The sequence below is a fragment of the Serratia sp. CY33525 genome, from assembly GCF_052169115.1.
In the GTDB taxonomy this organism is placed as follows: domain Bacteria; phylum Pseudomonadota; class Gammaproteobacteria; order Enterobacterales; family Enterobacteriaceae; genus Serratia; species Serratia sarumanii.
Map to the genome: position 1 here is coordinate 877,857 of NZ_JBJNLK010000001.1, position 24,090 is coordinate 901,946.

General features: G+C 59.5%; 35 protein-coding genes. All 35 read left to right on the plus strand.

All coding sequences use genetic code 11. The features are described 5' to 3' along the window. The first annotated feature begins 15 nt into the window (after window positions 1-15). The 35 genes from ACJ8IM_RS04180 to ACJ8IM_RS04350 all read left to right on the plus strand — a co-directional run bounded on the left by ACJ8IM_RS04180 (window position 16) and on the right by ACJ8IM_RS04350 (window position 24,088). Complete coding sequence (locus ACJ8IM_RS04180; RefSeq protein WP_040175229.1) at window positions 16-645, plus strand: DUF3164 family protein; 630 nt, start codon at window positions 16-18, stop codon at window positions 643-645. A gap of 1 nt (window position 646) precedes the next feature. Continuing rightward, on the plus strand, window positions 647-844 hold the full coding sequence (locus ACJ8IM_RS04185) for a hypothetical protein (protein WP_060423238.1): 198 nt from the start codon (window positions 647-649) through the stop codon (window positions 842-844). A 215-nt stretch (window positions 845-1,059) separates the two neighbouring features. After that, complete coding sequence (locus ACJ8IM_RS04190; RefSeq protein ID WP_154640435.1) at window positions 1,060-1,437, plus strand: hypothetical protein; 378 nt, start codon at window positions 1,060-1,062, stop codon at window positions 1,435-1,437. After that, a complete protein-coding gene (locus ACJ8IM_RS04195) occupies window positions 1,434-1,652 on the plus strand; it encodes a hypothetical protein (protein WP_072270395.1) in 219 nt (72 codons plus the stop codon). The genes ACJ8IM_RS04190 and ACJ8IM_RS04195 overlap by 4 nt, the downstream gene beginning before the upstream one ends. Continuing rightward, the gene (locus tag ACJ8IM_RS04200) at window positions 1,649-1,879 is read left to right on the plus strand and encodes a hypothetical protein (protein ID WP_072270394.1); all 231 of its coding nucleotides are present in this window, start codon (window positions 1,649-1,651) and stop codon (window positions 1,877-1,879) included. The genes ACJ8IM_RS04195 and ACJ8IM_RS04200 overlap by 4 nt, the downstream gene beginning before the upstream one ends. Continuing rightward, window positions 1,876-2,415, plus strand: a complete 540-nt coding sequence (locus ACJ8IM_RS04205) for a hypothetical protein (RefSeq protein WP_308317433.1) — start codon at window positions 1,876-1,878, stop codon at window positions 2,413-2,415. Before ACJ8IM_RS04200 ends, ACJ8IM_RS04205 begins: the two co-directional genes overlap by 4 nt. A 176-nt stretch (window positions 2,416-2,591) precedes the next feature. Beyond that, on the plus strand, window positions 2,592-3,218 hold the full coding sequence (locus ACJ8IM_RS04210; RefSeq protein WP_230202068.1) for an HD family hydrolase: 627 nt from the start codon (window positions 2,592-2,594) through the stop codon (window positions 3,216-3,218). Further along, a complete protein-coding gene (locus ACJ8IM_RS04215) occupies window positions 3,215-3,463 on the plus strand; it encodes a hypothetical protein (RefSeq protein ID WP_060417735.1) in 249 nt (82 codons plus the stop codon). The genes ACJ8IM_RS04210 and ACJ8IM_RS04215 overlap by 4 nt, the downstream gene beginning before the upstream one ends. A gap of 46 nt (window positions 3,464-3,509) precedes the next feature. After that, complete coding sequence (locus ACJ8IM_RS04220) at window positions 3,510-3,632, plus strand: hypothetical protein (RefSeq protein WP_268257841.1); 123 nt, start codon at window positions 3,510-3,512, stop codon at window positions 3,630-3,632. Further along, window positions 3,629-4,051, plus strand: coding sequence for a gp16 family protein (locus ACJ8IM_RS04225; RefSeq protein WP_040175216.1), 423 nt, complete (start codon window positions 3,629-3,631; stop codon window positions 4,049-4,051). The genes ACJ8IM_RS04220 and ACJ8IM_RS04225 overlap by 4 nt, the downstream gene beginning before the upstream one ends. Beyond that, entirely contained in the window at window positions 4,048-4,497 is a 450-nt protein-coding gene (locus ACJ8IM_RS04230) for a Mor transcription activator family protein (RefSeq protein WP_040175214.1), read from the plus strand. Before ACJ8IM_RS04225 ends, ACJ8IM_RS04230 begins: the two co-directional genes overlap by 4 nt. Window positions 4,498-4,597: 100 nt before the next feature. Continuing rightward, a complete protein-coding gene (locus ACJ8IM_RS04235; protein WP_282677133.1) occupies window positions 4,598-5,248 on the plus strand; it encodes a glycoside hydrolase family 19 protein in 651 nt (216 codons plus the stop codon). Beyond that, the gene (locus ACJ8IM_RS04240; RefSeq protein ID WP_060417809.1) at window positions 5,236-5,520 is read left to right on the plus strand and encodes a hypothetical protein; all 285 of its coding nucleotides are present in this window, start codon (window positions 5,236-5,238) and stop codon (window positions 5,518-5,520) included. Before ACJ8IM_RS04235 ends, ACJ8IM_RS04240 begins: the two co-directional genes overlap by 13 nt. After that, window positions 5,492-6,112: a hypothetical protein gene (locus ACJ8IM_RS04245; protein ID WP_308317434.1), complete on the plus strand. Its 621-nt coding sequence runs from the start codon at window positions 5,492-5,494 to the stop codon at window positions 6,110-6,112. The genes ACJ8IM_RS04240 and ACJ8IM_RS04245 overlap by 29 nt, the downstream gene beginning before the upstream one ends. Then, window positions 6,109-6,357, plus strand: coding sequence for a hypothetical protein (locus ACJ8IM_RS04250; protein ID WP_060435865.1), 249 nt, complete (start codon window positions 6,109-6,111; stop codon window positions 6,355-6,357). Before ACJ8IM_RS04245 ends, ACJ8IM_RS04250 begins: the two co-directional genes overlap by 4 nt. 2 nt (window positions 6,358-6,359) lie before the next feature. Further along, on the plus strand, window positions 6,360-6,587 hold the full coding sequence (locus ACJ8IM_RS04255) for a hypothetical protein (protein WP_040175205.1): 228 nt from the start codon (window positions 6,360-6,362) through the stop codon (window positions 6,585-6,587). Next, window positions 6,587-7,090, plus strand: a complete 504-nt coding sequence (locus ACJ8IM_RS04260; RefSeq protein WP_040175202.1) for a DUF1804 family protein — start codon at window positions 6,587-6,589, stop codon at window positions 7,088-7,090. Before ACJ8IM_RS04255 ends, ACJ8IM_RS04260 begins: the two co-directional genes overlap by 1 nt. A gap of 1 nt (window position 7,091) precedes the next feature. Continuing rightward, window positions 7,092-7,313 (plus strand): hypothetical protein, encoded by a 222-nt coding sequence (locus ACJ8IM_RS04265; protein ID WP_308317435.1) that lies wholly within the window; start codon window positions 7,092-7,094, stop codon window positions 7,311-7,313. Beyond that, window positions 7,306-7,527: a hypothetical protein gene (locus ACJ8IM_RS04270; RefSeq protein ID WP_308317436.1), complete on the plus strand. Its 222-nt coding sequence runs from the start codon at window positions 7,306-7,308 to the stop codon at window positions 7,525-7,527. The genes ACJ8IM_RS04265 and ACJ8IM_RS04270 overlap by 8 nt, the downstream gene beginning before the upstream one ends. A 232-nt stretch (window positions 7,528-7,759) precedes the next feature. Next, window positions 7,760-9,544 carry a hypothetical protein gene (locus ACJ8IM_RS04275; RefSeq protein ID WP_308317437.1) on the plus strand — a complete coding sequence of 595 codons (1,785 nt, stop codon included), beginning with the start codon at window positions 7,760-7,762 and terminating at the stop codon, window positions 9,542-9,544. 5 nt (window positions 9,545-9,549) lie between these two features. After that, window positions 9,550-11,058: a DUF935 domain-containing protein gene (locus ACJ8IM_RS04280; protein ID WP_308317438.1), complete on the plus strand. Its 1,509-nt coding sequence runs from the start codon at window positions 9,550-9,552 to the stop codon at window positions 11,056-11,058. Continuing rightward, window positions 11,058-12,293 carry a phage head morphogenesis protein gene (locus tag ACJ8IM_RS04285; protein ID WP_308317439.1) on the plus strand — a complete coding sequence of 412 codons (1,236 nt, stop codon included), beginning with the start codon at window positions 11,058-11,060 and terminating at the stop codon, window positions 12,291-12,293. Before ACJ8IM_RS04280 ends, ACJ8IM_RS04285 begins: the two co-directional genes overlap by 1 nt. After that, window positions 12,293-12,874: a phage virion morphogenesis protein gene (locus ACJ8IM_RS04290; protein ID WP_308317440.1), complete on the plus strand. Its 582-nt coding sequence runs from the start codon at window positions 12,293-12,295 to the stop codon at window positions 12,872-12,874. Before ACJ8IM_RS04285 ends, ACJ8IM_RS04290 begins: the two co-directional genes overlap by 1 nt. Before the next feature lie 207 nt (window positions 12,875-13,081). Next, window positions 13,082-14,218 carry a phage protease gene (locus tag ACJ8IM_RS04295; RefSeq protein WP_308317441.1) on the plus strand — a complete coding sequence of 379 codons (1,137 nt, stop codon included), beginning with the start codon at window positions 13,082-13,084 and terminating at the stop codon, window positions 14,216-14,218. Further along, window positions 14,218-15,144: a Mu-like prophage major head subunit gpT family protein gene (locus ACJ8IM_RS04300; RefSeq protein ID WP_094859841.1), complete on the plus strand. Its 927-nt coding sequence runs from the start codon at window positions 14,218-14,220 to the stop codon at window positions 15,142-15,144. The genes ACJ8IM_RS04295 and ACJ8IM_RS04300 overlap by 1 nt, the downstream gene beginning before the upstream one ends. 59 nt (window positions 15,145-15,203) lie before the next feature. Next, window positions 15,204-15,659, plus strand: a complete 456-nt coding sequence (locus ACJ8IM_RS04305) for a hypothetical protein (protein ID WP_308317442.1) — start codon at window positions 15,204-15,206, stop codon at window positions 15,657-15,659. Window positions 15,660-15,661: 2 nt separating this feature from the next. Further along, the gene (locus ACJ8IM_RS04310; protein ID WP_308317443.1) at window positions 15,662-16,084 is read left to right on the plus strand and encodes a gp436 family protein; all 423 of its coding nucleotides are present in this window, start codon (window positions 15,662-15,664) and stop codon (window positions 16,082-16,084) included. Continuing rightward, a complete protein-coding gene (locus ACJ8IM_RS04315) occupies window positions 16,078-16,545 on the plus strand; it encodes a phage tail terminator protein (RefSeq protein WP_308317444.1) in 468 nt (155 codons plus the stop codon). Before ACJ8IM_RS04310 ends, ACJ8IM_RS04315 begins: the two co-directional genes overlap by 7 nt. Further along, a complete protein-coding gene (locus ACJ8IM_RS04320; RefSeq protein WP_060417720.1) occupies window positions 16,542-16,739 on the plus strand; it encodes a DUF7210 family protein in 198 nt (65 codons plus the stop codon). The genes ACJ8IM_RS04315 and ACJ8IM_RS04320 overlap by 4 nt, the downstream gene beginning before the upstream one ends. After that, entirely contained in the window at window positions 16,736-17,482 is a 747-nt protein-coding gene (locus tag ACJ8IM_RS04325; RefSeq protein WP_308317445.1) for a hypothetical protein, read from the plus strand. The genes ACJ8IM_RS04320 and ACJ8IM_RS04325 overlap by 4 nt, the downstream gene beginning before the upstream one ends. Next, on the plus strand, window positions 17,482-17,955 hold the full coding sequence (locus tag ACJ8IM_RS04330; protein WP_308317446.1) for a DUF6631 family protein: 474 nt from the start codon (window positions 17,482-17,484) through the stop codon (window positions 17,953-17,955). Before ACJ8IM_RS04325 ends, ACJ8IM_RS04330 begins: the two co-directional genes overlap by 1 nt. Before the next feature lie 199 nt (window positions 17,956-18,154). After that, a complete protein-coding gene (locus ACJ8IM_RS04335) occupies window positions 18,155-21,871 on the plus strand; it encodes a tape measure protein (protein WP_308317447.1) in 3,717 nt (1,238 codons plus the stop codon). Continuing rightward, the gene (locus ACJ8IM_RS04340; protein WP_308317448.1) at window positions 21,868-23,043 is read left to right on the plus strand and encodes a hypothetical protein; all 1,176 of its coding nucleotides are present in this window, start codon (window positions 21,868-21,870) and stop codon (window positions 23,041-23,043) included. The genes ACJ8IM_RS04335 and ACJ8IM_RS04340 overlap by 4 nt, the downstream gene beginning before the upstream one ends. Next, entirely contained in the window at window positions 23,030-23,845 is an 816-nt protein-coding gene (locus ACJ8IM_RS04345; protein ID WP_060423175.1) for a phage BR0599 family protein, read from the plus strand. The genes ACJ8IM_RS04340 and ACJ8IM_RS04345 overlap by 14 nt, the downstream gene beginning before the upstream one ends. A gap of 9 nt (window positions 23,846-23,854) precedes the next feature. Continuing rightward, window positions 23,855-24,088, plus strand: coding sequence for a hypothetical protein (locus tag ACJ8IM_RS04350; protein ID WP_060423172.1), 234 nt, complete (start codon window positions 23,855-23,857; stop codon window positions 24,086-24,088). Window positions 24,089-24,090: the final 2 nt, after the last annotated feature.

Below are 24,090 nucleotides of genomic sequence, written 5' to 3' on the forward strand. Positions count from 1 at the left end.
AGAGAGAGAATTTATATGACCACTGAAATTGCAAAAAATAACGGCGTTCCTGAAGGCTATATGAAAGACCGCAAAGGCCGCCTGGTGCCAATTGAGCAGGTATCTCCTTTTGATATCGAAATGGACGCCTTTGTTCGCGCCCAGGTCAAAGAGGCTGAGGAAGAGAGCCAGCGCATCAAGGCCTTTAAAAATAAGTCCTTTGACAATTGTTATGCCTATCTCGATCTGGTGGCGGAGAAATACGGGCGTCAGCGCGGTGGCCTGAAAGGCAACGTCACGTTCCCATCGTTCGACGGTAGCCAACAAATCAGCATTGCCGTGCAGGACTCGCTGACATTCGGGCCGGAGCTGCAGGTGGCCAAGGACATTATCGATGAGTGCCTGAGCGAGTGGTCAGAGGGTGCTAACAAAAACCTGAAAGCCATCGTGAATGATGCGTTCGCCGTTGACCAGGAAGGCAAGCTCAACACCGGACGCATCTTATCGCTGCGTCGCATCAAGATTGATGATCCACGCTGGATTAAAGCCATGGATTGTATTTCCGAGTCTCTGCAGGTGGCGGTCAGCAAGACCTATATTCGTTTCCTGAAAAAGGACGAGTCCGGCAAGATGACCAGCATCCCGATTAATATCGCGGCGGTGTGATATGGGTTCCAAAGCAAAGTTGTTTAACCAGCAGCACAAAATAGGCAGCACGTTTATTTATCAGCCTAACCGGGCGCTACGCGGTGGCCCGGTGGTCAGGACTGTGGAAGCAGCCCGAGACCTTAAATCGGCAACGGTTGTGGAAATCAATGTTGCACCGTATTTCGTCAATATTGAATCGCTAACGCCGACCGACTGAATTTAAACGTAAATAACTCAACTTTAATTATGGCGTAAACCCGCAGGGGCGCGCTTACGCCTAAATCATGAGGTTTGCATGATGGATAAGAAATCAATCGTGAATGCATGTGCAAAAGATATCTGGGCGACCATATTTTGGGGATGTGCAGTTTTTTGGGTTCTGCTTATCTCTGGCAGTGTTGGCATTTACTTTCTCTTTAAGGGGTAAGCGAAATGAAACGGTTTACCCCAGATTGTTCAATGCATATGTCACACGAAATGGCGTTTATGCGTGAAACACCCGACGGCGCATATATGGAATATCAAGACCACCTCGCCGTAAAAACGCAGCGGGATAATTTGGCTGCGCGGGTTACCGAGTTGGAATTGGTGCTTCAAGGGTTGCCGCAGGCAGCTATTGATGGCAGTTGGACGGCAAAAGGTATCAGCGATTATGCCCAATTATTGGAGGCCAGGCTGGCTGTGCCAGTGCGGTTGCCAACAGTCTATCTTGTCAGCGACGGCAAGTTATCCGACAAGATGATAAAGGCTGATGAGGCCGTCGAAGCCATCCAAGCCGCTGGTTTTACCGTAGTGAGGGATGGCCAATGATATTCCCCAAACGTAAACCATTAAAGCCATCAGCCATTGCCAATAAATACCTTTTCGCGCGGGCTTTCTTTAAGAACGTGCGGCCAGGAATTGAAATTAGCGTGTTGGCCGGGCGAGAGGAAGTGCGTAAGTACATGTCCGGTGCTTGGTGGAACAATGACCCGATTAAAGCTGCCGGTAATATTCATCGTAATTGGGGAGGGATTGGCGCATGACACTAACAACCTTTTTGTCGGTTTCTGGCTGCCAACATCAGGATGATGGTGCCAAGCGTATTTATCACCTGACCAATAAAGCCACGGTGATCGAATATCCGCGTTTGCCTGTACGTTCGCGCTTTCAGTTCTATGACCCACGCGGCAACAAGGTTCACACCAATGGTGAGCGTGTCGCGATGAAACAGGCAGTGGAACGCCATAAAAAACTCTGGAGGTTCCAATGAACATTCCTCAAACGCGTTATATATACAAACGCGAGGCGCATCCATGGATGATGTATAAGGTAAAAATCAAACAATGGCATCCAATCCGAGTTGCTCTTTTGTTCAGGCTTGGACCCAAAATTCCCGCACCAAAATTGGCGGCGCTGCTGCAATGCCACGTCAGCACGTTAAGAAGAAAGGCCATTAAGTACGGAGTTGAACTTTATCAATGCCACAAAAAATTTGAAGAGTGGGAAATTAAGTTCATGCGGGATAAAAGACAAGTAATGTCGCAAAGGGAAATCGCTGAGTTTTTGGGGAGAACGGAAGATACCATTCGCACAACTATGCGCAGCAATGGAATACAACCGGGCCGTCCTTTCGGTGAGCGACACTTATTTTGCCGATATGGGAAGGACGAGGTTGAGCTGGCAAGAAAACTATCTGACGTTGGGCTGACGTCAAAAATGATAGCCGAAAAATTAGAACTCAATGACAGAACAGTTCGCAGTTGGGTGAGTTTCGAAAAAAGAAAACATTATGAGGGGGGATTGTGAACTCGAAGTTAATGCACTCTATATCCGGAGAACTACCGATGAAAAATGAAACCCTGAACATTCGCCAGCAATTCGCCAGAGCAGCTATGCAGGCGCTGGTGATTAGCGGCCTGAATACCGGAGCCTGGGCCGATTATGCCGATATGGCTAAATCAGCCTACAACATGGCCGATGCCATGCTGGATGCCGATCTGCTGACGAACTGCGTCGAGATCAAGCTGCAGTCGGCCAAATACCCGTATATCCGCACTCACAGCGGCCACCATTTTTATTATCAAGCCATCAGCCAGGATGCGATTGAGATCGACGACATCGCGCAAGCGCTGTCGAACATCTGCCGCTTTGCCGGTCATTTGGATGATTTCTACAGCGTGGCGCAGCATTCCGTTCTGGTCAGTCGCCTGGTGCCGCCGGAATTGGCGCTGGAGGCTCTGCTGCACGATGCCTCAGAAGCCTACTGCCAGGATATCCCGGCACCGCTCAAGGAACTGCTGCCGGACTACCGCGACATTGAGGCATCGGTCGATAACGTAATCCGCTCTTTGTTTGGGCTGCCGCTGGAGCATAGCCCCGAGGTTAAGCACGCGGATCTGGTCATGCTGGCGACCGAACGGCGCGACCTGGGCATTGATGATGGCGACAAGTGGGAGATTTTGGACGGCATCGCGCCGACTGATGAGTTTGCCATCCACCCACTTAACCCACGCCAGGCACGCCAACTGTTCATTGCCCGATTTAATGAGCTGTGGCGCATCCGGGTTGAGCAACGCCGGCAAGAGATATTTGGGGATGCAACACCATGAAAAATGTCCTGCGTAAAACCAGCGCCAAAGACTTTAACCGGCGTTTTCCAGTGGGTTCGCGGTTTCGCTACTACCCCGTTGTCGGCGTGCCTGACTGCGAAGAAGTGGTGACGCGCTCGGTGGCCTGGCACCTGCAGAACGGTAAGACCGTGGTGCGGGTCGAGGGCAAGATTGGCGGCGTTTCCGTCTACCGTCTGGAGCCGCTGGAGGCCTTCCATGAAGTACCCCAAGGGCAGCGTGGTTAAGTTGCCACCCCGGCCAGGCCGGGGCGTTGTTCTCAACGTGTTTCCAATGCCGGATGAGCGATTTCGTTACGGCGTGCAGTGGGACAGCGGCTCTTACCAGGTCTACGACGAGAAAGAGATCCAGTGGGCGACGGTTGACCGCCCCAAAGTGTACGGGAGTTTGGTATGACACCTAATGCGAAAGGCCTCATCGGGGCCATCAAAGCCGGCCAGGCGTTCCTCGGGATGGATGACGACACCTATCGCCAGATGATTGCCAGGGTCACCGACGGTAAAACCTCATGCCGGCAGTGCTCGCTGGATGAGCTGCAACGCGTCCGCGAGTACCTGCATCAGCAGGGGTTCCCCCGCAAAACCGCCCGTCACGGACGCCGGCCGAAGGTTGCCCGCTCACGCGAAGCCATTCTGGCCAAGATTGAGGCGCTGCTGGCCGAGGCCAAGCGCCCCTGGAACTACGCCGAGGGGCTGGCGGCGCACATGTACCAGCAGCATGTGCTGGAGTGGCTGACCGTCGAGCAGCTGTCTGCGGTAATGAAGGCGCTGATCATCGACGCCAAACGCCGCAAAAACAGGAGTAAGCCATCATGAAATTTAACGAGATCAAGCCCGATTTAAGCCAGGTTGAAGCGCTGTTGCCGTCGGTGGTCATTGAGCTGATCTCACTGATTGGCTACGCCAAGACCGAGGAAATGATAAGCCATCTGGGCGGCATCACCTTCAAGGTCGGCAAGTCCGTGCGTAAAAAGGGCAACCGGCGCGGCGAGCTGCTGGTCGAACTCTTGGGAAAGGAGACGGCAAAGGTGATTGAAAAACACTTTGGCAGCGAACCGCTGTACATTCCGCGCTGTGACAGCGCGTTGCGCGAGTGGCGTAACCGTCGTTTCATCGACGAGCACAACGCCCTGGTGGCGGCTGGTGAAAGCTCCCGCTTTGCGCGGATTACGCTTTGCCCCAAATACGGCGTGACCGACCGCTGGGCGCAAAAGCTGTTGGCTGAGCGACAGGTATCGTCACAGCAATTAGATCTGTTATAGTAAATTTGCCTGATATCAAAGGGTGACGAACACCGTCCCCGCTTTGAAAAACTCCGTTTTAATCATACTGGCACCATCTTTCACCGGATGGTGCTTTTTTATGATTACCCCCGAACAGTTACGCCGTGCAGCCAGGTTAACCCCCGCCAATGTGTCACGCTGGCACGCGCCTATCACGTCAGCGATGGCTGAGTTTGGCATTGATACCCCCAAACGCCAGGCGGCGTTTCTGGCGCAGGTTGGCCATGAGAGCAACAGTTTCACTTCGCTGTCCGAAAGCCTCTACTACACCGACGCCCGCCGTATTGCGACCCTCTTTCGCACCGGCTTTGATCTCGATGGCGACGGCGTAGTTGATCCGGACGAAATCGAGTTTGCACGCGGCTACGTTCGCCGCCCGGAGAAGCTGGCCAACCGTGCCTACGCCAACCGGGGCGGCAATGGCCCGGAGTCATCCGGGGACGGCTGGCGCTATCGTGGCCGTGGGCTGATTCAAACCACCTTCAAGAACAATTACCGCGCCGCCGGCAATGCCCTGGGGCTTGATCTGCTCGGTAGTCCTGACTTGCTGCTGCAGCCGCTGCCTGCGGCCCGCTCTGCCGCGTTCTTCTGGTGGTCGAACAATCTCAACAACTACGCCGATAGCGGTGATTTCAAGGGGCTGACGCGCCGGATCAACAGCGGGATGTTGGGGATGGATGACCGCCTGGCCCGTCTGAAAGATGCCGAGGCCGCCTTATGTCCGCGCTGATAAGCACGCTGTTGCGCCGCCTGGGCGAACTCATCACCAATCCGGCCACCGGCCGCTTGTCCACCTCGGACACCATGGTGTTGGGTGCGTTCCTGGTGGCATCGTTCGTGATTGTCTGGGTTACGGTGACCGGTCACTTGGAAGAGTGGCACCTGGCCGCCTACCTGGGCGCGTTCGTTTTCCAGTCTCAGGCGTCGAAATTCGCCGCCATCAAGCGAGACAAGGCCAAGCTGGAGGTGGGCGATGCTGTTAACCCTCAGACTGGTGCTTAGTCACCTGCAAACCCATTTTCTCTCCTATCTGCTGGCGCTCGGCGTCGGCGTTGGTGCGTATTACCTGGGGCAATCTGCCGGCCGCGCTCAACTGCAGGGCGACCTGACGAAAGCCCACAACACCATCGGCCAGTTGGCTGCGGATAAGTCTGCGCTGAATGAAACGCTGCGCCAGAAGGCCGAGCAGCACGCCCTGGCCATGGCTAAAGCGCTGCGTGAGCTGCAGGCGGCGCAGCAGCTCGGCGCCAAGCTCTCCCGTGAACTGCAGCAGAGCCAATCTCACCTGCAGGCAACGAAAGACAAACTCAAGAAGGCGATCGACGATGCGGTTAAAAACGATGTGGGCTTTACCGGCATTGGCCCTCGCGGGCTGTGCCTCTACAACGCCGCCCTCGGCTATGCCGATTGTGGTCAACAGTTGCCCAACCCCGCCGGCGGCCTTGCTGACCATTCCACCGAAGCCTCCAGCCGCGCAGGCGGACTCTCCGCCGGTGGTCTCATCCGGCACAGCGCCGACTATGGCGCCTGGTGTCAGTCCTTAGAGGCTCAGCTGCAGCAACTTAACCAATGGTACGCCGGGAGGGAACAATGACCCTTGAAATGGCGTTTAACATCGCAATGACCCTGTTGATGGGGCTGTTCGGTTTTCTTTTTAAATATCTGTTTGCCGAGCTGAAAGACCTGCGTAATGGCCTCCAGGCCATCCGCACGGAATACCAGCGCCGGGACGATGCACAGCGAAACAATGACCAGTTACTGGACTTGTTGAAGGATGTAAAACGCAGCGTCGAGCACATCGACCAGAAACTAGACCGCAAAGCGGATAAAAGGAGCTAATCATGGGCCGACGCGCATCGCGCTACCGCCGGGGGCCGGCAACGTCTGCCGAAATGGCGTTGCTGTCTGAAATCAATCAGCGCCTGGCGCGAATGGAGAGCAGCCTGGATGACGTCAAGTCCTCGGCCATCCGCCAGGGTGCTATCGCCGGTGCGATCACCGGCAGCGTCAGCGGCGGCCTCGTGTACACCACGATTATGTTGATCAAGGCAAAACTGGGGGTTGGCTGATGGCATACCCGCCAGAGACGCGCGACCGGTTACGCCGGGCCTATGTATTCGACGGCCTCTCACTGGAGGTGGCGGCCGTGCAGTGCGGTGTCTCTTACGGGACGGCGCAACGCTGGAAGAACGACAGCAAAGCCGCCGGCGACGATTGGGAGACGCTGCGCGGCGCGCGTATGCTCGCCGGCGGCGGCCTGGAGGAGCTAACCCTGGCCATGTTCACCGGCCTGGTGGTGCAGTTCAAAACCACCATGGACAAGCTGGCCTATGACGATGTGGACATTAAGCCGGAAGACCGCGTGAAGCTGCTGGCCAGCCTGTCGGATGCCTTCAACAAGGCTGTCGCCAGCAGCAAGCGAGCCATGCCGGAGGTGTCCCGCCTGGCCATCGCGCTGGAAGTGATCCAACTGCTGGCCGCGTACATCAAAGACAATCACCCCCAGCAGTTGCAGCCGTTCGGCGACCTGCTGGAGGGGTTCGGCAAAGAGATAGAGAGGATTTATGGCTAGGATGATCCGCCTGGCAAGCGACCATTACGTTGCCTACAGCGCAATTGACGACATGCACATTGACAGTAATCGCCAGGTCAAAGTGCTGTTGAGTGACGGGCGCATTGCGTTGGCTGAACAGAGTCACGGACAGACCGCCTGGGCGCGCCTGGCGCAGTTGGTGGATGAGGTAAATATCGCCAGTGCCGCCGACACTTCGCAACGAGAGGTCAATCATGGGTAACGACAAAGGCAATATCGTGAAACACCTGCAGGAAAAAGATGCATTGGCGCGTAAGGTCGTTGATTTAATCCGTTCAGGATTGAGTGATGAAGAGCTGTATTTGCTTATTCAAGGCGATGCTATGTGGCTGGTTATGCAGATGATTTGCAGCCCCAGAGGGGCCGCAAATTGTGTTAATCAGTCTTCGGTTAATTGCGCTTTTAATCGATTATAAAGGGCATCAAACACATCGATTATTGGGGGATATAAAACATCGGTTGCTTCAGATATTCCCTCGTAGCATCGGTTAGACGAAGAATGTTGCATAGCTTTAAGCAGTTCGACAGCAAGTTGAGCAATTTCAATATTCTGTTCCGTTTTAGACATAGTTTTGGCTCCGGTGTGATAAGTGATGTTGTGGCAAACGGATCTTAGCACTTACCGGAGCCTTTCCACCAAGAGGCAATATGAGCCAATTAAGCGGGCGTGACTTTCTCAAAGAGCTGGCAATGCTCAAGCACGCATTGCGGGCCGATATCCAGGCGCACAGCACTGGGCTTGACACCTCGCCGGAGGCCATCAACGCCCGCCGGCGCAGGGTGCTGTCCGGCGACTTCACGTTTTTTGCCTACACCTATTTCCCGCATCACATCCGGGGCGAGCAATCCCTGTTCCATGCGCATTTTTGCACGCGCTTTCCGCAACTGCTGACGCGCCCCGGCGGCGCAGTCGAATGGTGGATTGCCCCGCGTGGTGAAGCCAAATCCTCGCTGCTGACCAAAATCGGCCCGGTCTGGTGTGCCGTTCAGGGGTTGCATCAGCATGACGACGTTCGCGCGGCGCTCGGCTTCACCGACGAGCGGCCGGCCTTCATCGACTACATCATCTTGCTCGGCGCGGAGACCAAACTGCCGACCAAGCTGCTGGAGGTGGTCAAAACCGAATTGACCATGAATGCGGCGCTGATGCTGGATTTCCCGGAGGTCTGCGGCCGCAGCGGACAATGGAAGATTGGCGAGTTCACTACCCGCACCGGCGTGAAGGTCGAGGCGTTCGGTGCCGAGCAGGCTATCCGTGGTACGTTCCACGGGGCCAGCCGCCCCAAATTGCTGCTGGGCGATGACCTGATCACCGATGCCGAGGCCAAATCCCCGACCGAGCGCGAAAACCGCTGGAACTGGATTTCAAAGGCCATCGAATACCTGGGGCCGCCGGACGGCTCTGTAAAATACCTGGGCGTCGGCACCGTGCTTAACAAAGACGACCCTATCAGCCGAGCCAAGCGCACCATTGGCCATGTGGTTCACCACTTCCGCGCCATCGTGACGCTGCCCACGCACATGGATTTGTGGGAACAGTGCCAGGAGAAGATGCTCAACGACGACAAGCGCGCCGAGGAACAGGCGGCCGAGCTGGGCCTTGATCTTCCCCAGGACAAGCTGCCGTCTTACAAGTTCTACCTGGCGCATCAGGTGCAGATGGATGATGGCGCGGTCACCAGCTGGCCGGCGGTGCGTACCCTCTACTGGTTGATGCGTCAGCGCGCCAAGAACGGCAAGGCATTTGCCACCGAAATGCAGGGCGACCCGCGCACGGACGAAGACCGGACGTTTATCAACATCCAGTTCTTTACCCAGCGCTGGCGCGACTGGCTGATTTTCGGTGCCTGTGACCCCTCTATGGGCCAGGGTGAGACCAGCGACCCCTCGGCAATTCTTGTGGGTGGCTGGGACAAGCAGCGCAGCCGGCTGCATGTGATGGAAGCGGAGATCAAGCGACGTGTACCGTCCAAACTGGAAGCCGATCTGATAGCGATGCAGCGGCAATTCAGGTGCCTGGCCATCGGCTTTGAGAACAACAACGCCTACGAGCACTCGCGCTCGACGTTCATCAAAAATGCGCTGCGCCAGAGCGTGGCGCTGCCGCTCGTGGGTGTGACGGCCAAAGTGCCGCTGGAAGTGCGCGTCGAAGGGCTGGAGCCGTACATCAACGACCAGCTCAACCCCTCTATTTTGTTCAACCCAGGTCTGACGCTGTTGCTGTCGGAGCTGGAGACCTGGCCAGAGCCGCAGACCGGTCACCACTATGACGGCCTGTCGGCGCTGCAGCTACTTTGGATGATTGCCGTTAGCCGCGGCGCAGGTTCGTTCGCCTGGGAGCCGATACCGCGCCGGGAGGCGTCCCGGTACGGCGGCGATCATTTTCTTGATGATGACGACGAGCCGGACTACGGCGGTCGCGGTTTATGGTGAAAAAAATGGTTCAAATTGTCGATGTCAACGGGAAACCGATCCGCCGCGATGTGCTGCGTGAGCCGCAGTCCTCCCACGTGGCTGCACTGGCCGGTCTGTATGCCGAGCACCCCAGCCAGCGGTTGACGCCCCAACGCCTGGAGCAAATTCTCAACGAGGCCGAGCTGGGCAACCTGCAGGCCCAGGCCGACCTGTTCACCGATATGGAAGAACGGGACGCCCATTTGTTTGCCGAGATGCAAAAGCGCAAGCGCGCGCTGCTGACCATTCCGCACGAAATCACGCCGCCGCCCAATGCCACACCGGCAGAGCAAGCGGATGCGGCCTGGCTGGCGGAGTACATCACCGAGCAAGACGGCTGGGAGGATTTGATCATCGATATGCTCGACGCCATCGGCCAGGGGTTCAGCAATATCGAGATTGAATGGCAACAGCTTGGCCGCGAGTGGTTCCCGAAGGCGTTTAACCACCGGCCGGCGTCCTGGTTCGAACTAGCGCGGGACAATCAGGATCAGCTGCTGCTGCGAACCGATGACGGCATGGGCGCGCCGTTGCAGCCGTTCGGCTGGATACAGCACCGCCACAAGTCGCGCAGCGGCTATGTTGCGCGTGCGGGGCTGTTGCGTACCCTGTCCTGGCCGTATGTGTGCCGCAACTTCGGCACTCAGAGCCTGGCGGAGCTGCTGGAGATCTACGGTATCCCGCTGCGTATCGGTAAATATCCGGAGGGCATCGGCAAGAAAGAGAAAAACGAGCTGATGCGGGCCGTCACCGAGCTGGGACGCTATGCCGGCGGTATTATCCCCAAGGAGATGGAAATCACCCTGCATCAGGCGTCGAACAGCTCGCATGAGCCGTTTATGGCGTTGGCAGAGTGGGCGGAAAAGTCCATGTCCAAGGCCATTCTGGGCGGTACGCTGACCACGCAGGCCGACGGCAAGACATCAACCAATGCGCTGGGCGTGATCCACAACGAAGTGCGTCACGATCTTCTTTCGTCAGACAGCCGTCAGTTAGCCATGACGCTACGCAGCGACCTATTCTGGCCGCTGCTGGTGCTCAACCGCCGGGCAAACGCCGACCCGCGCCGCACACCGCGCATCAAGTTCAATGTGCCTGAACCCCAGGCACCCGAACCTGTCGGGGCAAGTCGCACCGTGCAGGTTAATTTGGGCGCGCCGGCAGCGCCGACGCCAGCACGCAGTTATAATTCCCAGGTCATTGCCGCGTTAGTGGCCGCGTTGACCCGCAAACCCGGTGCGGATGACACGCAAACCGGGATTGATGAGGCATTAACGGCACTGTTAAGCGGCAATAAACCCGTTGAGGGTCTGATTGCCATGTTGCAGCCGGCTATCGCTGCGTTGTCCGGGGAATTGGACGAGCAAAGCCTGCTGGGTGCGCTGGCTGATGCGTTCCCTCAACTCGATCCGACCTTACTGCAGGCTAACCTCGGTGATACGCAGACCATCGCGCGCCTGATTGGCCTGTATGCCCAGCAGGAGGGGCAGTAATGCCAATATCAAAGGCAGAAATCAGCGCGCTGTTCGGCATGAAGCCAGAAGCCGCGCTGCGTTACTTGGAGAACAAGGGGCTACGCATCCGAACTGATGCCGACGCCATGCAAGCAGTGGATCATGCGCACGCATTCGGCTTTGCCAATCTGGCCCGCCTGGATATTGCCCAGGATTTGGTGAACGGGTTACGCGAAGGCCTGGCCGCCGGCCAGACGCCGGAATGGTTCGTCAAGAATCTGGAGCCGGTACTGCGTAAAAAGGGTTGGTGGGGCAGCGAGGAAAATATCGACACCGATACCGGCGAAATCACCACACGCCAGCTCGGCAACCCGGCCCGGCTCAATACCATCTACCGCACCAACACCCAGGCGGCCTACATGTCGGCGCGCCATGAGTCCATGCTGGCCAACGCCGAATACCGCCCCTACTGGCGATATGTGGCGGTCATGGATGCAAAGACCCGTCCCAGCCATGCCCGGCTGCATAACCGTGTCTTCCATTACCTCGATCCGATTTGGCAGTACATCTTCCCGCCGAACGGCTTTAACTGCCGCTGCCGCGCTGAAGCGCTGACCGAGCAAGAAGTAAAACAACGGGGCTATGTGATTTCGCGCACCGACAGTGAAGTTGTCCAGCAGGTGATGACCGGCGAGGACGAGAACGGGCGCCCAACCTTCACCCCGGTGAACGGTGTGCGTTTCAGCGGCCCGGATGGCCAGTCGGTGACCTTCTTCCCCGACGTGGGCTTTGATATCAACCCTGGCAAAGAGGTGTGGAAAGCCAACCTGGACAAGTACGATGTGGAGCTGTCGCGCCCCTATGTCAGCGCGGGATTGGCCGGCCCGGAGTTGACTCATATGCTGAGCGATGTCGCTCAGGGCAACCGCACCGGCGAGATACTGGCCGCCGGCGTGCTGGATGCCGGCGAGATGGCGACGCTGGGCACCGCTGGCCGTACTGCCTGGCTGGCTGAGCACCAGCTTGCCGCCCAGGCCGGTGCCGGCACGTTGCCGACTCAGCAGCAATGGGCCAGCGTGCAGACGGTTATCGAGTCATCCACCGTCGCGGTGCGTGCCGGCGAGCTGCTGCACCTTTTCCGCCAGCTCGATGAGGGACAATGGTGGCTGGCGACGCTGGATGCGGGTCTGGTGGTCAACACCTTTGCGCCTGTGAAGGCGTCAACCCTCGATGCCACAATCCGCCGTGGCACGGTCTTGAAGGATGCACGCTGATGGCCAATATCAAAGTCACCGTCGATGACAAAGCGGTAAGCCAACGTCTGCAGCAGCTGCTGCAGGTGGTCGAGAAGCCCCGCCCCCTGATGCTGCGGGTTGCCGAAACGCTCCATGCCCAAAGCATGGAGATGTTTGAGCAGCAGGGTTTTCCCGCCAACAGCTGGCCCTCACTCAGGCCCAGCACCATCCGCTCACGTTCCCGCGCCGGCCACTGGCCAGGGAAAATCCTGCAGGTGACCGGCCGCCTGGCGGCATCGGTCACGCCGGCCTCCGGTGACGACTTTGCCCAGATTGGCTCCAACCTGGTCTACGCCGCCATTCAGCACCTGGGCGGCACCATCAAGCGCCAGGGCCAGGTGCGGCTGCGCACCGACCGCCAGGGTAATCTGGTGAAGCGCGGCAACCTGGCGACGTTCGCCAGGCGCAGCCACAAGCAAGCCGTCGCGCGTGCCGTCAATTACAGCATCGTGATCCGTCCGCGTCCGTTCCTGCCGGTGACCGATAATCAGCAGCTCAACAAGCCGGCCTTTGAAGCGGTGATGGGCGTGCTGAATGATGCCTTTATGAAGTCCCGCTAAAAACGCCTCAGCGGCTTTTTGCGGGCCGTTCACTGATTGAGGTGCAACGGCTCGCAAAAAAATCCCTAACAGCGCCAGAAGGTTTTTAAAAGGGGTCTAAAAAGGGTTGCATTGGTGTATGATGCCTAGACCGCTTTTCCCCTTCAAAAACAGTGTGACGAACCCCGTCCCCTGAATCCGTTTTTCCCATCCCGTTACATTGGCAGCATGAAACGAAACGTTGCTGTCGCATCCCTGGCCTTTGAGCTGAACCTGACCGGAAACACGATCCAGTTGTTCCCGGCCGGCGAGTTCCGCGCAAATGATGGCCGCCCCGCAGAATGTGCCAACTGGGTACTCAACGAGAGCCTGGCGCGCCAGGTCATCGAGCACCTGTCGTCACGCCAAAACAAAATCGTCATCGACTACGAACACCAGACCCTGCGGACTGAAAGCAACGGTCAACCGGCACCCGCTGCCGGTTGGTGGAAAGGCAGCGATACCGTCTGGACGGATGCGGGCATGTTCGCCCAAAACGTCGAATGGACGGAAACCGCCCGCAAAATGATTGCCGGCGGTGAGTATCGCTATATCAGCCCCGTCTTTGCCTACGACAAGAAAACCGGTGCGGTGCTGCAGGTGTTGAATGCAGCGCTCACCAATAACCCCGCCCTGGACGGCATGAATCAAGTCGCCCTGGCGGCCGCCTCTCGTCTCATCGTGCAGGCATCAACTCAACCCTCCCCGGAGAAGACCATGAACGAAGAGCTGTTAAAGCTGCTGCGCAAGCTGCTTGGCCTTGCCGATGATGCAACCGAGGCCGATATCCTGGCCGCGCTGCAGCAGGCGGCCGGCGATATGCCGAAAGAAAATGAAGGTGATGCGGCCGCCGCAAGCCTCAGTAAGTTGTTGGCGATGTTTACCGCCCTGTCGGCGTCGGTCAAAGGCAAGGACGACAAAATCGCCGCGCTGACGGTCGCCGCCACCGCCAACAAAGGCACCACTGTTGATCCGACCAAGTATGTGCCGATCGCCGTGGTCAACGACCTGACGACCCAGTTAGCCGCGCTGACCGCGCGCGTTGATGGCGGCGACCTGGACGGCTTGATCACCGAGGCGCTGTCCTCCGGGAAGCTGCTGCCGACGATGGAAGAATGGGCGCGTGAGATGGGCAAGAAAGACATTGCTGCTCTGCGTAACTACATCAAGGCAGCTGCGCCGATCGCGGCACTGACCACTCAGCAATCCGGTGGTAAACCGCCTGCCGGCGAAACTCACGGGTTAACCGCAACTGAGCTTGAAGTTGCTGCGTTGACTGGCTTCACCCCGGCTGAATACGCCGCCGCCAAGAAGGAAATGCAATAATGGCTATCGTCACTCCTGCGCTGGTGAAATCGCTTTTTGTCAGCTTTAACAAGGCATTCCAGGACGGCCTGAAAGTCGCCGATTCTGACTACACCAAAATCGCCACGGTCATCAAATCGACCACGGCAACCAACATTTACGCCTGGTTGGGTCAATTCCCGCAAATGCGTGAATGGGTCGGCGCTCGCATCATCAAGGACATGAAAACCGACGGTTACGGCATCACCAACAAGCTGTATGAAGCCACCGTGGGTGTGCCTCGCACGGCGATTGAAGATGACAGCGTTGGCGTCTATCTGCCTGTGATGACCGAAGCCGGCCGGTCAGCAGGTGTTTACCCGGATGAGCATATCTTTGCGCTGCTCAAGGCTGGTGAGACCTCGCTCTGTTACGACGGCCAAAACTTCTTTGATACCGAGCACCCAGTTGCGGCGAACGTGGACGGCACCGGCACGATCACCCCGGTCAGCAACCTGCTGAAACCGGCAGGCACCGACCCGGCCAGTCCGGCCCCGTGGTATCTGATGTGCACCAAGCGCGCATTGAAGCCGCTGATTTTCCAGGAGCGCATCAAGCCCGACCTCAAGGCCAAAACCAGTGACGACACCAGCGATCATGTCTTCATGAACGATGAGTTCCTGTATGGCGTGCGTGCGCGGTCGGCCGTGGGCTTCGGTTTCTGGCAGTTCTGCGTCAAGTCCACCAAGCCGTTGACGGCGGAGAACTACCAGGAAGCCTATACGCTGCTGCGCAACATGGTGGCTGATGGCGGTCGCCCGCTGAACATCAAAGGCGATCTTCTCGTTGTGCCGCCGACCCTGGCGGAAGCGGCGCGCAAGATTGTTGGCGTGGCCACTATCAACGGCGGCGAAGACAACCCGAACTACAAGCTGTCCGACATCCTGGACACGGCCTGGCTGATTTAAGCCGATCGTCACTCACTGATAGCGCTACGCCCTACGGGGCGTAGCGGGAGAATGTTGTTATGGCTACCCCAACCAAAAAGAAAGCGGAAGAAAAATACGTCAAGGACGATACAAAAAAGCCAGGTGACGGCACCGAAAACGGCGCAGGTTCCGCTGTAGGCGATGGCACCGAGACCGGCACGGGTTCCGCTGCTGGCAATGGCACCGAGACCGGCACGGGTTCCGCTGTAGGCGATGGCACCGAGACCGGCACGGGTTCCGCTGCAGGCGATGGCACCGAGACCGGCGCGGGTTCCGCTGTAGGTGATGACACCGAAACCGGCACCGATGCGAAACCCCATTGGTTTACCGTGCAGGTGGTGCGCTCGCCGAGCGGGCGGCGTTTCCGTGCCGGCGTTGAGTTCACCTCCGAGCCAAAACCCTACGACTTCTCGCTGTTTAGCGATGAGCAGCTCAAGGCACTGGCCGCCGATCCGTTCTTGCGCATCAAGCCATTTACCCCGGCTGAGGAGTAATCATGGGGTACTGCACGCAGGCTGACCTGGTGAACGATTTCGGCGAGCAGGAAATCATCCGCATCTCCGACCGCGCCCGCCCGGCAACGGGGCAAATTGACCCGGCCGTTGTGGAGAAGGCGATCGCGGATGCGGACGCCGAAATCAACATGTACCTGGAGGGGCGCGGCCTGCTGCCGCTCCCCAGCGTGCCGGACACGTTGCGGCGTATCGCCAGCGATATCACCCGCTATTACCTGTATCAGAACCCCAGGGACGATTCACCGGTGACCACCCGTTACAACCAGCGCATCCGCCAGCTCGAAAAAGTGGCGTCTGGCCGGTTATCGCTGGGGCTGGACAACGCCGGCCAGGTACTGGAGCCAGACGACAGCGTGGTATTTGTGCCAGGGCGCAACATGTTCCGGAGGGATGGGCTGTGGTAACCGACTATCTCTTTTGCGAGCCGCTGCTGATTGGCCGGCTGCGTGATGCCGTACCCGACTTTGTCGAGGTGACCGGCGTCGCCGGGCTGTCTCAGATGAACGATGACAACCCGGTATGCCCGATGGCGTATGTGATGTACCTGGGCGATACCGTCAACACCTCGACGGCCGCCACCGGTGGCAGCCAGCGCCGGCTGCAGTACGTGACGCAGCTCTGGGCTGTGGTGATCTGCGTGTATTTCGCCGACGGTCGCGGCCTCGGCGCAGATATCAGCACCGAAGCCGGCCCGCTGATGTTGAAAACCGTCGAAGCACTGGCTGGGTGGTCACCGCTCGAAGGGGTTACCCGGCCGCTGGCCAGGAGCAATCAGAGCCTGCCGGCACAGTACGAGTCCGGCTATGGCTATTACCCCCTGGTGTTTCATGTGGAGGTTCCCGCCGCGATTGGAGGCTATCGATGACCAGGCGAATTGTACTGACCGGCCCGCACACCCATCAGGGCGTGGCGCTTGCTGCCGGCACTGAGATGGAAGTGGACGACGCAACGGCACAGTGGCTGATTGAGCACGCCGGCGCGAAAAAAGCGGGCGTGAACCGCAAAACCAAAACCGAGACCGGCTCCGCCGACTCACCGACCGAGGAACAGGAACAATGACCCCAGAAACTTACTACTACGGCCAGGGCAAAGTGTTCCTCGGCCGTCGCAATGCGCAGGGCCAGGCGGTATCGCTGCGCTGGATTGGTGATGTGGGCGAGCTGCAGATTGCGCTCACCACGGACTCATTCACGCACAAAGAGTCCTACACCGGCCAACGCGCGCCCGTGCGCCGCATCAGCACTGGCAAGGATGGCACTGTCACGGCCACCTGGTATGAGCATTCGCCGGACAACCTGGCCATTTTGCTGTACGGCGAGAAAGTGGCAGTCCCGGCCGGCACCATCACCGGCGAAGCGCTGCCGTCAGGCATTCAGGCTGGCGACCGTGTCACGCTGAACCATCAGAACGTCAGCGCCGTGACGATCGCCGATTTGGTCGAGGGGACGGATTACAAGCTCGACGCCAAGTTTGGCGCGCTGGAGTTCCTGACCACGCCGGCCACGCAGCCGCTTAGCGTCAACTATACGCACGCCAGCAGCGTTAACACCTCGGTATTCACCCAAACGCCCGATGAATTGTTCCTGCGCTACGAAGGGATCAACCTGGCAGAGAACGGCGCGGCCGTCGTCGTTGAGCTGTATCGCGTGCAATACGACCCGGCGTCGGCGTTGAGCCTCATCAATACCGACACCTCGTTGCCTGGGCTGGAAACCACCGCGACCGTGCTGTTGGACACTGAGCGGCCGGATGATGCCCAGTTTGGCCGCTATGGGCGCGTGATCCACGTTGGGAGCGTCTGATGACGGATGAGCTGAACATCCTGATACCTGACCGGACGCTGACTGTCTGCGGCGTCCAAGTCACGGTGCATGAGTACACGCTGGCCGAGCAGCTGCAGCACCGTCAACCGCTCAAGGCAATCAGCGAAGGGTTCATGGATGCGATGAACGCCAAGCCGGATGCCGATGTGTCGATTGATGAGCTGTATGACGTACTCGGGGCGAACTGGGATGCGGTGCTGCAGGCGGTAGCGGTCTCCTGTGGCCGCAGCGTCGAATGGGTCGCCGGTTTGACTGGGGACGATAGCGAAAGCCTGCTGCTCACCTGGTGGGGCGTCAATGCGGCTTTTTTTACCCGCAACGCCATTCGCCCGGCGCTCACCAGGCTGGTGCAGCAGCTGCAAAACCCGCCCCCTGGGGAGAGGTCTTCGGCTGCCTCATCGACCACGGCCACCGATTCGGCGATCTGCGGCACTACACCGCCCGCCAGTTGAAGCTGTTCCATGAGCAGGCACTCAAGCGCGAGCTGACGGAGCGAATGCACCACACCCTTGACGGCAGCGCCAGTTTCGCGGGGGGAAAGACGTTAAAGGGGTATATCGACAAGTTTAAACAGGCTTTAAAACGGCGTTAATTTCCCTCCTTCCACCCCGCTGACCGGCGGGGTTTTACTCATACCGACGGTGATCAAGCATGGCAAGCGGAAACGGCAACCTGGAATTGCGCCTGCGTATTCAGGCGGATTTAAAAAGCGCCCAGGCCTCCCTCAAGCAACTGCAGTCCTCCCTGGACAGCGCCAGCCAAAGCGGCACCCGGTTGGGCAATGCCGGCGGCTCGGCAGCATCCGGTCTCGATCGTGTCGGTGGTGCTGCAGACAGCGCCAACCGAAAGCTCGATAAAACCGCCGCTAACGTCGATGGCCTGAGCAACCAACTGACCCGGCTCAAGCCGCTGGCGGCGGCCATCGGCATTGCCCTGGGCGGTGGTCTGATAGCCAACCTGGCCAGCACGTCAGATGAATACACCAACCTGGCGGCGCGTATTCGCCTGGTCTCCACGTCCAACGAACAGGCGGCAACGACCTTTAAATCGGTTATCGGTGTGGCAAATGAAACCGGTCAACGCATCGCCTCGACCGCCGAACTGTATACCCGCATGGCCCGGTCGCTTAAAGGCAGCGCAACCCAGACCGAACTGCTGCAGGTGACGAGCACCATCAACAAGGCCGCGATCGTCTCCGGTGCGACGGCCGAAGAGTCCACGAACGCCATCATCCAGCTGAGTCAGGGGTTGGCGTCCGGCACCTTACGCGGGGAAGAATTCAACTCGGTGTCCGAACAGATGCTGCGCATCATGGAGATGCTGGAGAAATCCCTGGGCAAAACCCGTGGCGAACTGCGCGCGATGGCTGAGCAAGGAATGCTCACCACGCAGGTGGTCTTCAAGGCGCTGAAAGACGGTGCCGGCGACGTTGACCGGGAATTTGCGCAGATGCCGCTGACCATCGGCCACGCCGCCACGGAAATGGCCAACGCCTGGGTCGAGTTTGTCGGCGGCACCAACGATGCGCTGGGCGCGTCCAAGGCGATTGCGGCCGTCATTTCCGGTCTGGCCAGCAACATGTCCACGTTGACCACTGCCGCCATTGCCCTGGCGGTGGTGATGGGCGGCCGTAAGGTTGCCGCGCTGGTTGCAGCGACCACGGCCGCGCGTGCCGACCGCATCGAGACGCTGCAGCTTGCCGAGGCTGAATATGCCGAAGCCAAGGCCGCCGTGGCAGCCGCGCAGGCGCAGGCCGCCCGCGCGAAAGTCTCCGGCATCACCGCACCAGGCGCACGCGCCAAAGCGGAAGATCTGGTGACCGCGTCGCTGGTTCGTCAAACTGCAGCAGAGAAAGCGCTGGGCGTTGCGCGCGCCTCTGCCTCGACCTTTGGTCGCCTGGGGACGGGATTGATGGGGCTGCTGGGTGGCCCGATGGGGCTGGCCATCACTGGCGTGACGCTGGCTGTCGGCGGCCTGAGCGCCGCCTATGCGGCCAACCAGGAGCATGAAGCCGCGCTGGCGCAGCAGCATCAGCAGACCATCCAGACGCTGGAAGACCAGCGTCAGAAGACCGAGGCGCTGATAAGCGCCCAGGGCCGCCTGAAAGATTCGGTCAGCACGGGCGATGCGCTGACGCAGCAGCGCACCAACGCCGATGTGCTCACCCAGGACAGCAAGAAACTCAGCGACCTGCAGAGCCAGGCGGCATCGCTTAAGCTGCAGATTGACGGCCTGCTGAGCAGCCCGGCCCCGAGCGGTATCGGCATCGTTTACCTAACCGACAAACTGGCCGAGGTGCAAAAGCAAATCGATGCGCTGACGCCGAGGTTTGACAACCTCAGCGACGTGCAAGACAAGCTGTCCGATGAGCTTGAAAACCGCCTGGCACGCGCGATGGATGCGCCGACCGCCAGCGGCAAGACGCTGCGTGATGTGTTGACCGATCTGCAGAACGCCGGCCCCATTCGCTGGATGGATGAGGCCGTGGCGCAGATGGCGCAAAGCGAGGCGTCCTTCACCGCGCTGAGCGCCGAAGCCGACAAGCTGCGGCCGAAGCTGGAGAAAGAGCTGGCCGATGCGACCTACACGGCCGCCCAGCAGTTGGAGCAGCTGCGTGACAAAACCATTGCGGCGGCGCTGGCGGCCGGCAAGGCGCCGGAGGATATCGACAAACTGCGTGAAAGTCTGGAAAAACTGATCAACCTGCAGAAGCAAACCGACCAGGCCAAGGAGAACAAGAAAAACTCAGACGCGGCTGCGCGTTCGGCCAAATCGGCCGCCTCGGCCAACGAGACCTACGTCAAAGGGCTGGAGAAACAAGCCTTTGCCGTCGGCAAGACCAAATCGCAGGTCGCGGCTTACGAGCTGGCGGAAAAAGGCCTGTCCGGGGCGCTGAAAGCGCGAGCCGAGGCGGCGCTGGCAGTTATCGCTGCCGGCGAGCAGAAAGAGAAATCGGACGCCAACGCCACCAAGAACGCCCAGTTGCAGGCGCAATATCTGAAAGCCACCGGCGACGTGCTCGGCGGCGGCCTGGCGGAAGTGCGGGCCAACATCGCCGAGATGCGCAAGGAATTCACCCAGACCGGCAACACCGAGGGGCTGGCCTGGCTGGATAAGCTGCTGCCGGTGCAGGAAGCCAAGGTGCGCGCCGATGCGCTCAAAAAGAGCCTGGATGACCTGCAGACCTACCGCAGCCAGAAAGAGAGCAGCATCCAGGCGCAGGTGCAAGCGGGCCTCATCTCAGAACTGCAGGGCCGCCGGCAACTGGTCGCATTGCATCAGGAAGTCGGCAGCAAAATCACCGAGAGCCTGCCGCAACTGCGTGAAATGGCGGCATTGCCTGGCGAAGCCGGCGAGCAGATGCGCGACCTGCTGGCCAACCTGGAAAACGAGCTGATAACGCTGAAATCCACCACGGACGACCTGACGGCCGCGTTTAAAGACGGGCTGCAGGATGGCATGGAAAGCACGCTCAACGGGCTGGCCGATGGCACGCTAAACCTCAGTGATGCAGTGTTAAACCTGGCTAAATCGGTCGCCAATGCCATGGCGCAAGTCGCATCACGCAACCTGGCCGGCATGGCGATGGAAGGCCTTGGCAGCGTGACCGACAGCCTCAAGGGGCTGCTAGGTCTCGGGGCCAGTACGGCCGGTAGTGCTGCAGGCAGCGCTGTTAATGCGGCCACCGATACCGCGACCGATGCCGCCGGTGCGACCACCTACGCGACGGCCATCACCACCGCTTCCACGGCGGGGGCCACAGCCATGGGCACCTCAATCACAGCCGGCAGCACGGCGCTGACGGGCGGGTTCACCACGGCGCTGACCACCGGCATCACGGCACTCACCACGGCGCTGACGACTGCATTCACGACCGGCGCGGCAACGCTGGCCTCGGCCATTGCGTCCGCCAGCGCCGCCGGCAGCGCGTCATCCGGCCTGGGTGCGGCTGCCAGCGTGGCGGCCGCGACCGGTGGCCAGATCACCGGCCCTGGCACCGGCACCTCAGACAGCATCGCGGCTCGCCTGTCCAACGGGGAGTTTGTGATGAAGACTGCCGCTGTACAGCGCTATGGCGTGGACTTCATGCACGCGGTTAACCAGGGCCGGCTTGGCGCGTTCGCGGATGGCGGGCTGGTCTCCGACCCCGGCTTTAGTCGCGCGGCCGGCGTGAATCAATCCGTTAACCCTGATGCACCGGGTGCGCAAGGTGCCGGCGGCAGTATGACCAACCTGCAGCAGTACCTGGTGCTCGATCCAAACGAGATGCTGGATAGAGCCGTGAAAAGTGCGCCAGGTAACCGCGTCATGATGACCTGGGTCAAGGCCAATACTGCGACGCTCAAGCAGCTGCTGGGGGGGAAATGATGGCCGTTCGTCTCCCGTGGTTGATGGAGCCTGATTGGGCCGAGGGTGTCAGTGAAACTCTGTCCTGGAAAACGGACGTCCTGATCTCCCCGTCCGGGGCAGAACAGCGCATTGCCCGACGTCTGTCGCCGCGCCGGCTGTATGAGTTTACCGTGCTTGCCGGCAATGCCGACGCCCGCGCGTTGGAGACCCAGCTTTTTCATGCCGGCGGCGTCACCTGGGATATGCCGGTGTTTCCTGACGTTGCGGTTTTGTCGGCCCCCATCGCGGCCGGCAGCCAGGTTATCGCGCTGCCAGCGGCCGGCCGTGATTTTGTCGTGGGCGATAACCTGCTGCTTAAACAGGGCTTCGGGATGTTGGCCAACCAGGCCGTCGCGCAGATCCAGAGTATCGATGCCGGCAGCGTCACCGTCACGACCCCGTTAGGCGCGTGGCCAGCCGGCACATGGGTTTATCCGCTAAGGCCGGCCGTCTTTACCGATACGCCGGCAATCACCCGTCACAGTGACAGCCTGATGCGTCTGCAGCTGCGCTTTCGCCTGGCGGCGCATAACCCGTTTGCGCCGGCGATGAATGCCGTCCTCTATCGCGGGCACCCCGTGCTTGAACAAGACGCTGACTGGGTTGATGACCTGACGGCAGAGTATCAGCGCCAGCTCCTGGAGCTGGACAACGAGGTGGGCATTCCCTACCGCACCGACACCGCCGGCCGGGCCTTTATCATGCAGCAGCATGTGTGGTCTGAAATCGGCCGTCAGGCCCAGGCAAGGCTACGCGGCCAGCTCTATTACCTGCGCGGTCGCCAGCATGCGATTTGGGTCGCCAGCCAGGCGCAGGACTTTATCCCCGTGCGGACTATCGGCAATGCGCTGGTTGTGGCGGTTGCCGGCTTTAGTGAGTTCGGTGTGGTGCCTGGACGGCGTGACCTGCGTCTGCAGTTGGTCGACGGCACCCGCGTTTACCGCCGTATCCTCACCGCCACGCGCCTGAGTGATTACGAGCTGCTGGTGCTGGACGGTGACGTTCCGCCGGCGGATTCCATCAGCCAGGTGTCATTGATGGCGCTTTGCCGCCAGAACACTGACGACATCACCTGGGAACACACGACCGATGCGGACGGGTTTGCCCAGGTATCAACCACATTCCGAGGGCTACGCGATGAGCTGGAGTGATTTTGAGTATTCCACCGCCAACGGCCAGCCGGTCACGCTCTATGAGTTCGTGCGGGGCGATACGCAGTTTTTCCGCTACACCAACGCCGATCAGGATATCACCGCCGCTGGTGCCGTCTGGCAGCAGCAGGCGATCAGTGATGGCGGTCTGAGCGTCGGTGCCGGCGACAGCATGGACATTACGCTGCCTACCACCAACCCGGTGGCCATGCTCTTTCGCGGTCTGCCACCGTCCCAGCCGGTGCGCGTTCGTATTCATCGCTGGCACGTCGGCGACAGCCAGGGGGAGTTCCGCACCGTCTGGATCGGCTCCATTACCGAGGTCAAGCGCGAGGCGATAGACCGCACTCGGCTGGTCACCGCCAGTCTGGCCAGCACATTCACCCGCAGCGGCCTGCGCCTGACCTGGGGGCGCGCCTGTCCGTATTCGCTGTATGACCACAATTGCAAGGTATCGCCGGCGGCGTTTGGCGTCGGCGGTCTGGTCATCAGCGCGCTCGATGGCGTGAGTATCACCGTCAATCTGCCGGCCGGCTCGCCCGACGGCTGGTTTTCCGGTGGGTATCTGGAATGGCTGGCGGATGGCGTGACAGAACGGCGCGGGCTACGCGCGCAGAGTGGCAACGTGCTGGGGCTGTTCGGCGGCTCGGCCGGGCTAAGCGTTGGCCAGGTGGTGGCGGTTTTTCCAGGATGCGATCGCACCATCGCGACCTGTAACGACAAGTTTAACAACGTCCTGAACTACGGCGGCCAGCCTCATATGCCGGGCAAGTCGCCGTATCAGATCATCAAACTGTTTTGAGGAAACGCTATGTGGTGGGCTGTTGCGAAATTCGTTGCGGTGATTGTGGCGTCCTACGTGCTGAATACGGCGTTGGCTCCACGTCAGAAGAACAACACGCCGGAAGCGGCGACGGAGGATGACTGGAACCTGCCTCAGCCGACCGAAGGCACGCCGCAATGCATCTTCTTTGGCGATTGCTGGAGCGAGGACTGGTTTGTTCTTGCCTATGGCAATTACCGCTATGACGCCATCAAAAAGTAAGG

Excerpts from the sequence above, each read along its gene's own strand:
- ACJ8IM_RS04180 (WP_040175229.1), top strand. The coding sequence starts at position 16 with ATGACCACTGAAATTGCAAAAAATAACGGCGTTCCTGAAGGCTATATG.
- ACJ8IM_RS04185 (WP_060423238.1), top strand. The coding sequence starts at position 647 with ATGGGTTCCAAAGCAAAGTTGTTTAACCAGCAGCACAAAATAGGCAGC.
- ACJ8IM_RS04190 (WP_154640435.1), top strand. The coding sequence starts at position 1,060 with ATGAAACGGTTTACCCCAGATTGTTCAATGCATATGTCACACGAAATG.
- ACJ8IM_RS04195 (WP_072270395.1), top strand. The coding sequence starts at position 1,434 with ATGATATTCCCCAAACGTAAACCATTAAAGCCATCAGCCATTGCCAAT.
- ACJ8IM_RS04200 (WP_072270394.1), top strand. The coding sequence starts at position 1,649 with ATGACACTAACAACCTTTTTGTCGGTTTCTGGCTGCCAACATCAGGAT.
- ACJ8IM_RS04205 (WP_308317433.1), top strand. The coding sequence starts at position 1,876 with ATGAACATTCCTCAAACGCGTTATATATACAAACGCGAGGCGCATCCA.
- ACJ8IM_RS04210 (WP_230202068.1), top strand. The coding sequence starts at position 2,592 with ATGCTGGATGCCGATCTGCTGACGAACTGCGTCGAGATCAAGCTGCAG.
- ACJ8IM_RS04215 (WP_060417735.1), top strand. The coding sequence starts at position 3,215 with ATGAAAAATGTCCTGCGTAAAACCAGCGCCAAAGACTTTAACCGGCGT.
- ACJ8IM_RS04220 (WP_268257841.1), top strand. The coding sequence starts at position 3,510 with ATGCCGGATGAGCGATTTCGTTACGGCGTGCAGTGGGACAGCGGCTCT.
- ACJ8IM_RS04225 (WP_040175216.1), top strand. The coding sequence starts at position 3,629 with ATGACACCTAATGCGAAAGGCCTCATCGGGGCCATCAAAGCCGGCCAG.
- ACJ8IM_RS04230 (WP_040175214.1), top strand. The coding sequence starts at position 4,048 with ATGAAATTTAACGAGATCAAGCCCGATTTAAGCCAGGTTGAAGCGCTG.
- ACJ8IM_RS04235 (WP_282677133.1), top strand. The coding sequence starts at position 4,598 with ATGATTACCCCCGAACAGTTACGCCGTGCAGCCAGGTTAACCCCCGCC.
- ACJ8IM_RS04240 (WP_060417809.1), top strand. The coding sequence starts at position 5,236 with ATGTCCGCGCTGATAAGCACGCTGTTGCGCCGCCTGGGCGAACTCATC.
- ACJ8IM_RS04245 (WP_308317434.1), top strand. The coding sequence starts at position 5,492 with ATGCTGTTAACCCTCAGACTGGTGCTTAGTCACCTGCAAACCCATTTT.
- ACJ8IM_RS04250 (WP_060435865.1), top strand. The coding sequence starts at position 6,109 with ATGACCCTTGAAATGGCGTTTAACATCGCAATGACCCTGTTGATGGGG.
- ACJ8IM_RS04255 (WP_040175205.1), top strand. The coding sequence starts at position 6,360 with ATGGGCCGACGCGCATCGCGCTACCGCCGGGGGCCGGCAACGTCTGCC.
- ACJ8IM_RS04260 (WP_040175202.1), top strand. The coding sequence starts at position 6,587 with ATGGCATACCCGCCAGAGACGCGCGACCGGTTACGCCGGGCCTATGTA.
- ACJ8IM_RS04265 (WP_308317435.1), top strand. The coding sequence starts at position 7,092 with ATGATCCGCCTGGCAAGCGACCATTACGTTGCCTACAGCGCAATTGAC.
- ACJ8IM_RS04270 (WP_308317436.1), top strand. The coding sequence starts at position 7,306 with ATGGGTAACGACAAAGGCAATATCGTGAAACACCTGCAGGAAAAAGAT.
- ACJ8IM_RS04275 (WP_308317437.1), top strand. The coding sequence starts at position 7,760 with ATGAGCCAATTAAGCGGGCGTGACTTTCTCAAAGAGCTGGCAATGCTC.
- ACJ8IM_RS04280 (WP_308317438.1), top strand. The coding sequence starts at position 9,550 with ATGGTTCAAATTGTCGATGTCAACGGGAAACCGATCCGCCGCGATGTG.
- ACJ8IM_RS04285 (WP_308317439.1), top strand. The coding sequence starts at position 11,058 with ATGCCAATATCAAAGGCAGAAATCAGCGCGCTGTTCGGCATGAAGCCA.
- ACJ8IM_RS04290 (WP_308317440.1), top strand. The coding sequence starts at position 12,293 with ATGGCCAATATCAAAGTCACCGTCGATGACAAAGCGGTAAGCCAACGT.
- ACJ8IM_RS04295 (WP_308317441.1), top strand. The coding sequence starts at position 13,082 with ATGAAACGAAACGTTGCTGTCGCATCCCTGGCCTTTGAGCTGAACCTG.
- ACJ8IM_RS04300 (WP_094859841.1), top strand. The coding sequence starts at position 14,218 with ATGGCTATCGTCACTCCTGCGCTGGTGAAATCGCTTTTTGTCAGCTTT.
- ACJ8IM_RS04305 (WP_308317442.1), top strand. The coding sequence starts at position 15,204 with ATGGCTACCCCAACCAAAAAGAAAGCGGAAGAAAAATACGTCAAGGAC.
- ACJ8IM_RS04310 (WP_308317443.1), top strand. The coding sequence starts at position 15,662 with ATGGGGTACTGCACGCAGGCTGACCTGGTGAACGATTTCGGCGAGCAG.
- ACJ8IM_RS04320 (WP_060417720.1), top strand. The coding sequence starts at position 16,542 with ATGACCAGGCGAATTGTACTGACCGGCCCGCACACCCATCAGGGCGTG.
- ACJ8IM_RS04325 (WP_308317445.1), top strand. The coding sequence starts at position 16,736 with ATGACCCCAGAAACTTACTACTACGGCCAGGGCAAAGTGTTCCTCGGC.
- ACJ8IM_RS04330 (WP_308317446.1), top strand. The coding sequence starts at position 17,482 with ATGACGGATGAGCTGAACATCCTGATACCTGACCGGACGCTGACTGTC.
- ACJ8IM_RS04335 (WP_308317447.1), top strand. The coding sequence starts at position 18,155 with ATGGCAAGCGGAAACGGCAACCTGGAATTGCGCCTGCGTATTCAGGCG.
- ACJ8IM_RS04340 (WP_308317448.1), top strand. The coding sequence starts at position 21,868 with ATGATGGCCGTTCGTCTCCCGTGGTTGATGGAGCCTGATTGGGCCGAG.
- ACJ8IM_RS04345 (WP_060423175.1), top strand. The coding sequence starts at position 23,030 with ATGAGCTGGAGTGATTTTGAGTATTCCACCGCCAACGGCCAGCCGGTC.
- ACJ8IM_RS04350 (WP_060423172.1), top strand. The coding sequence starts at position 23,855 with ATGTGGTGGGCTGTTGCGAAATTCGTTGCGGTGATTGTGGCGTCCTAC.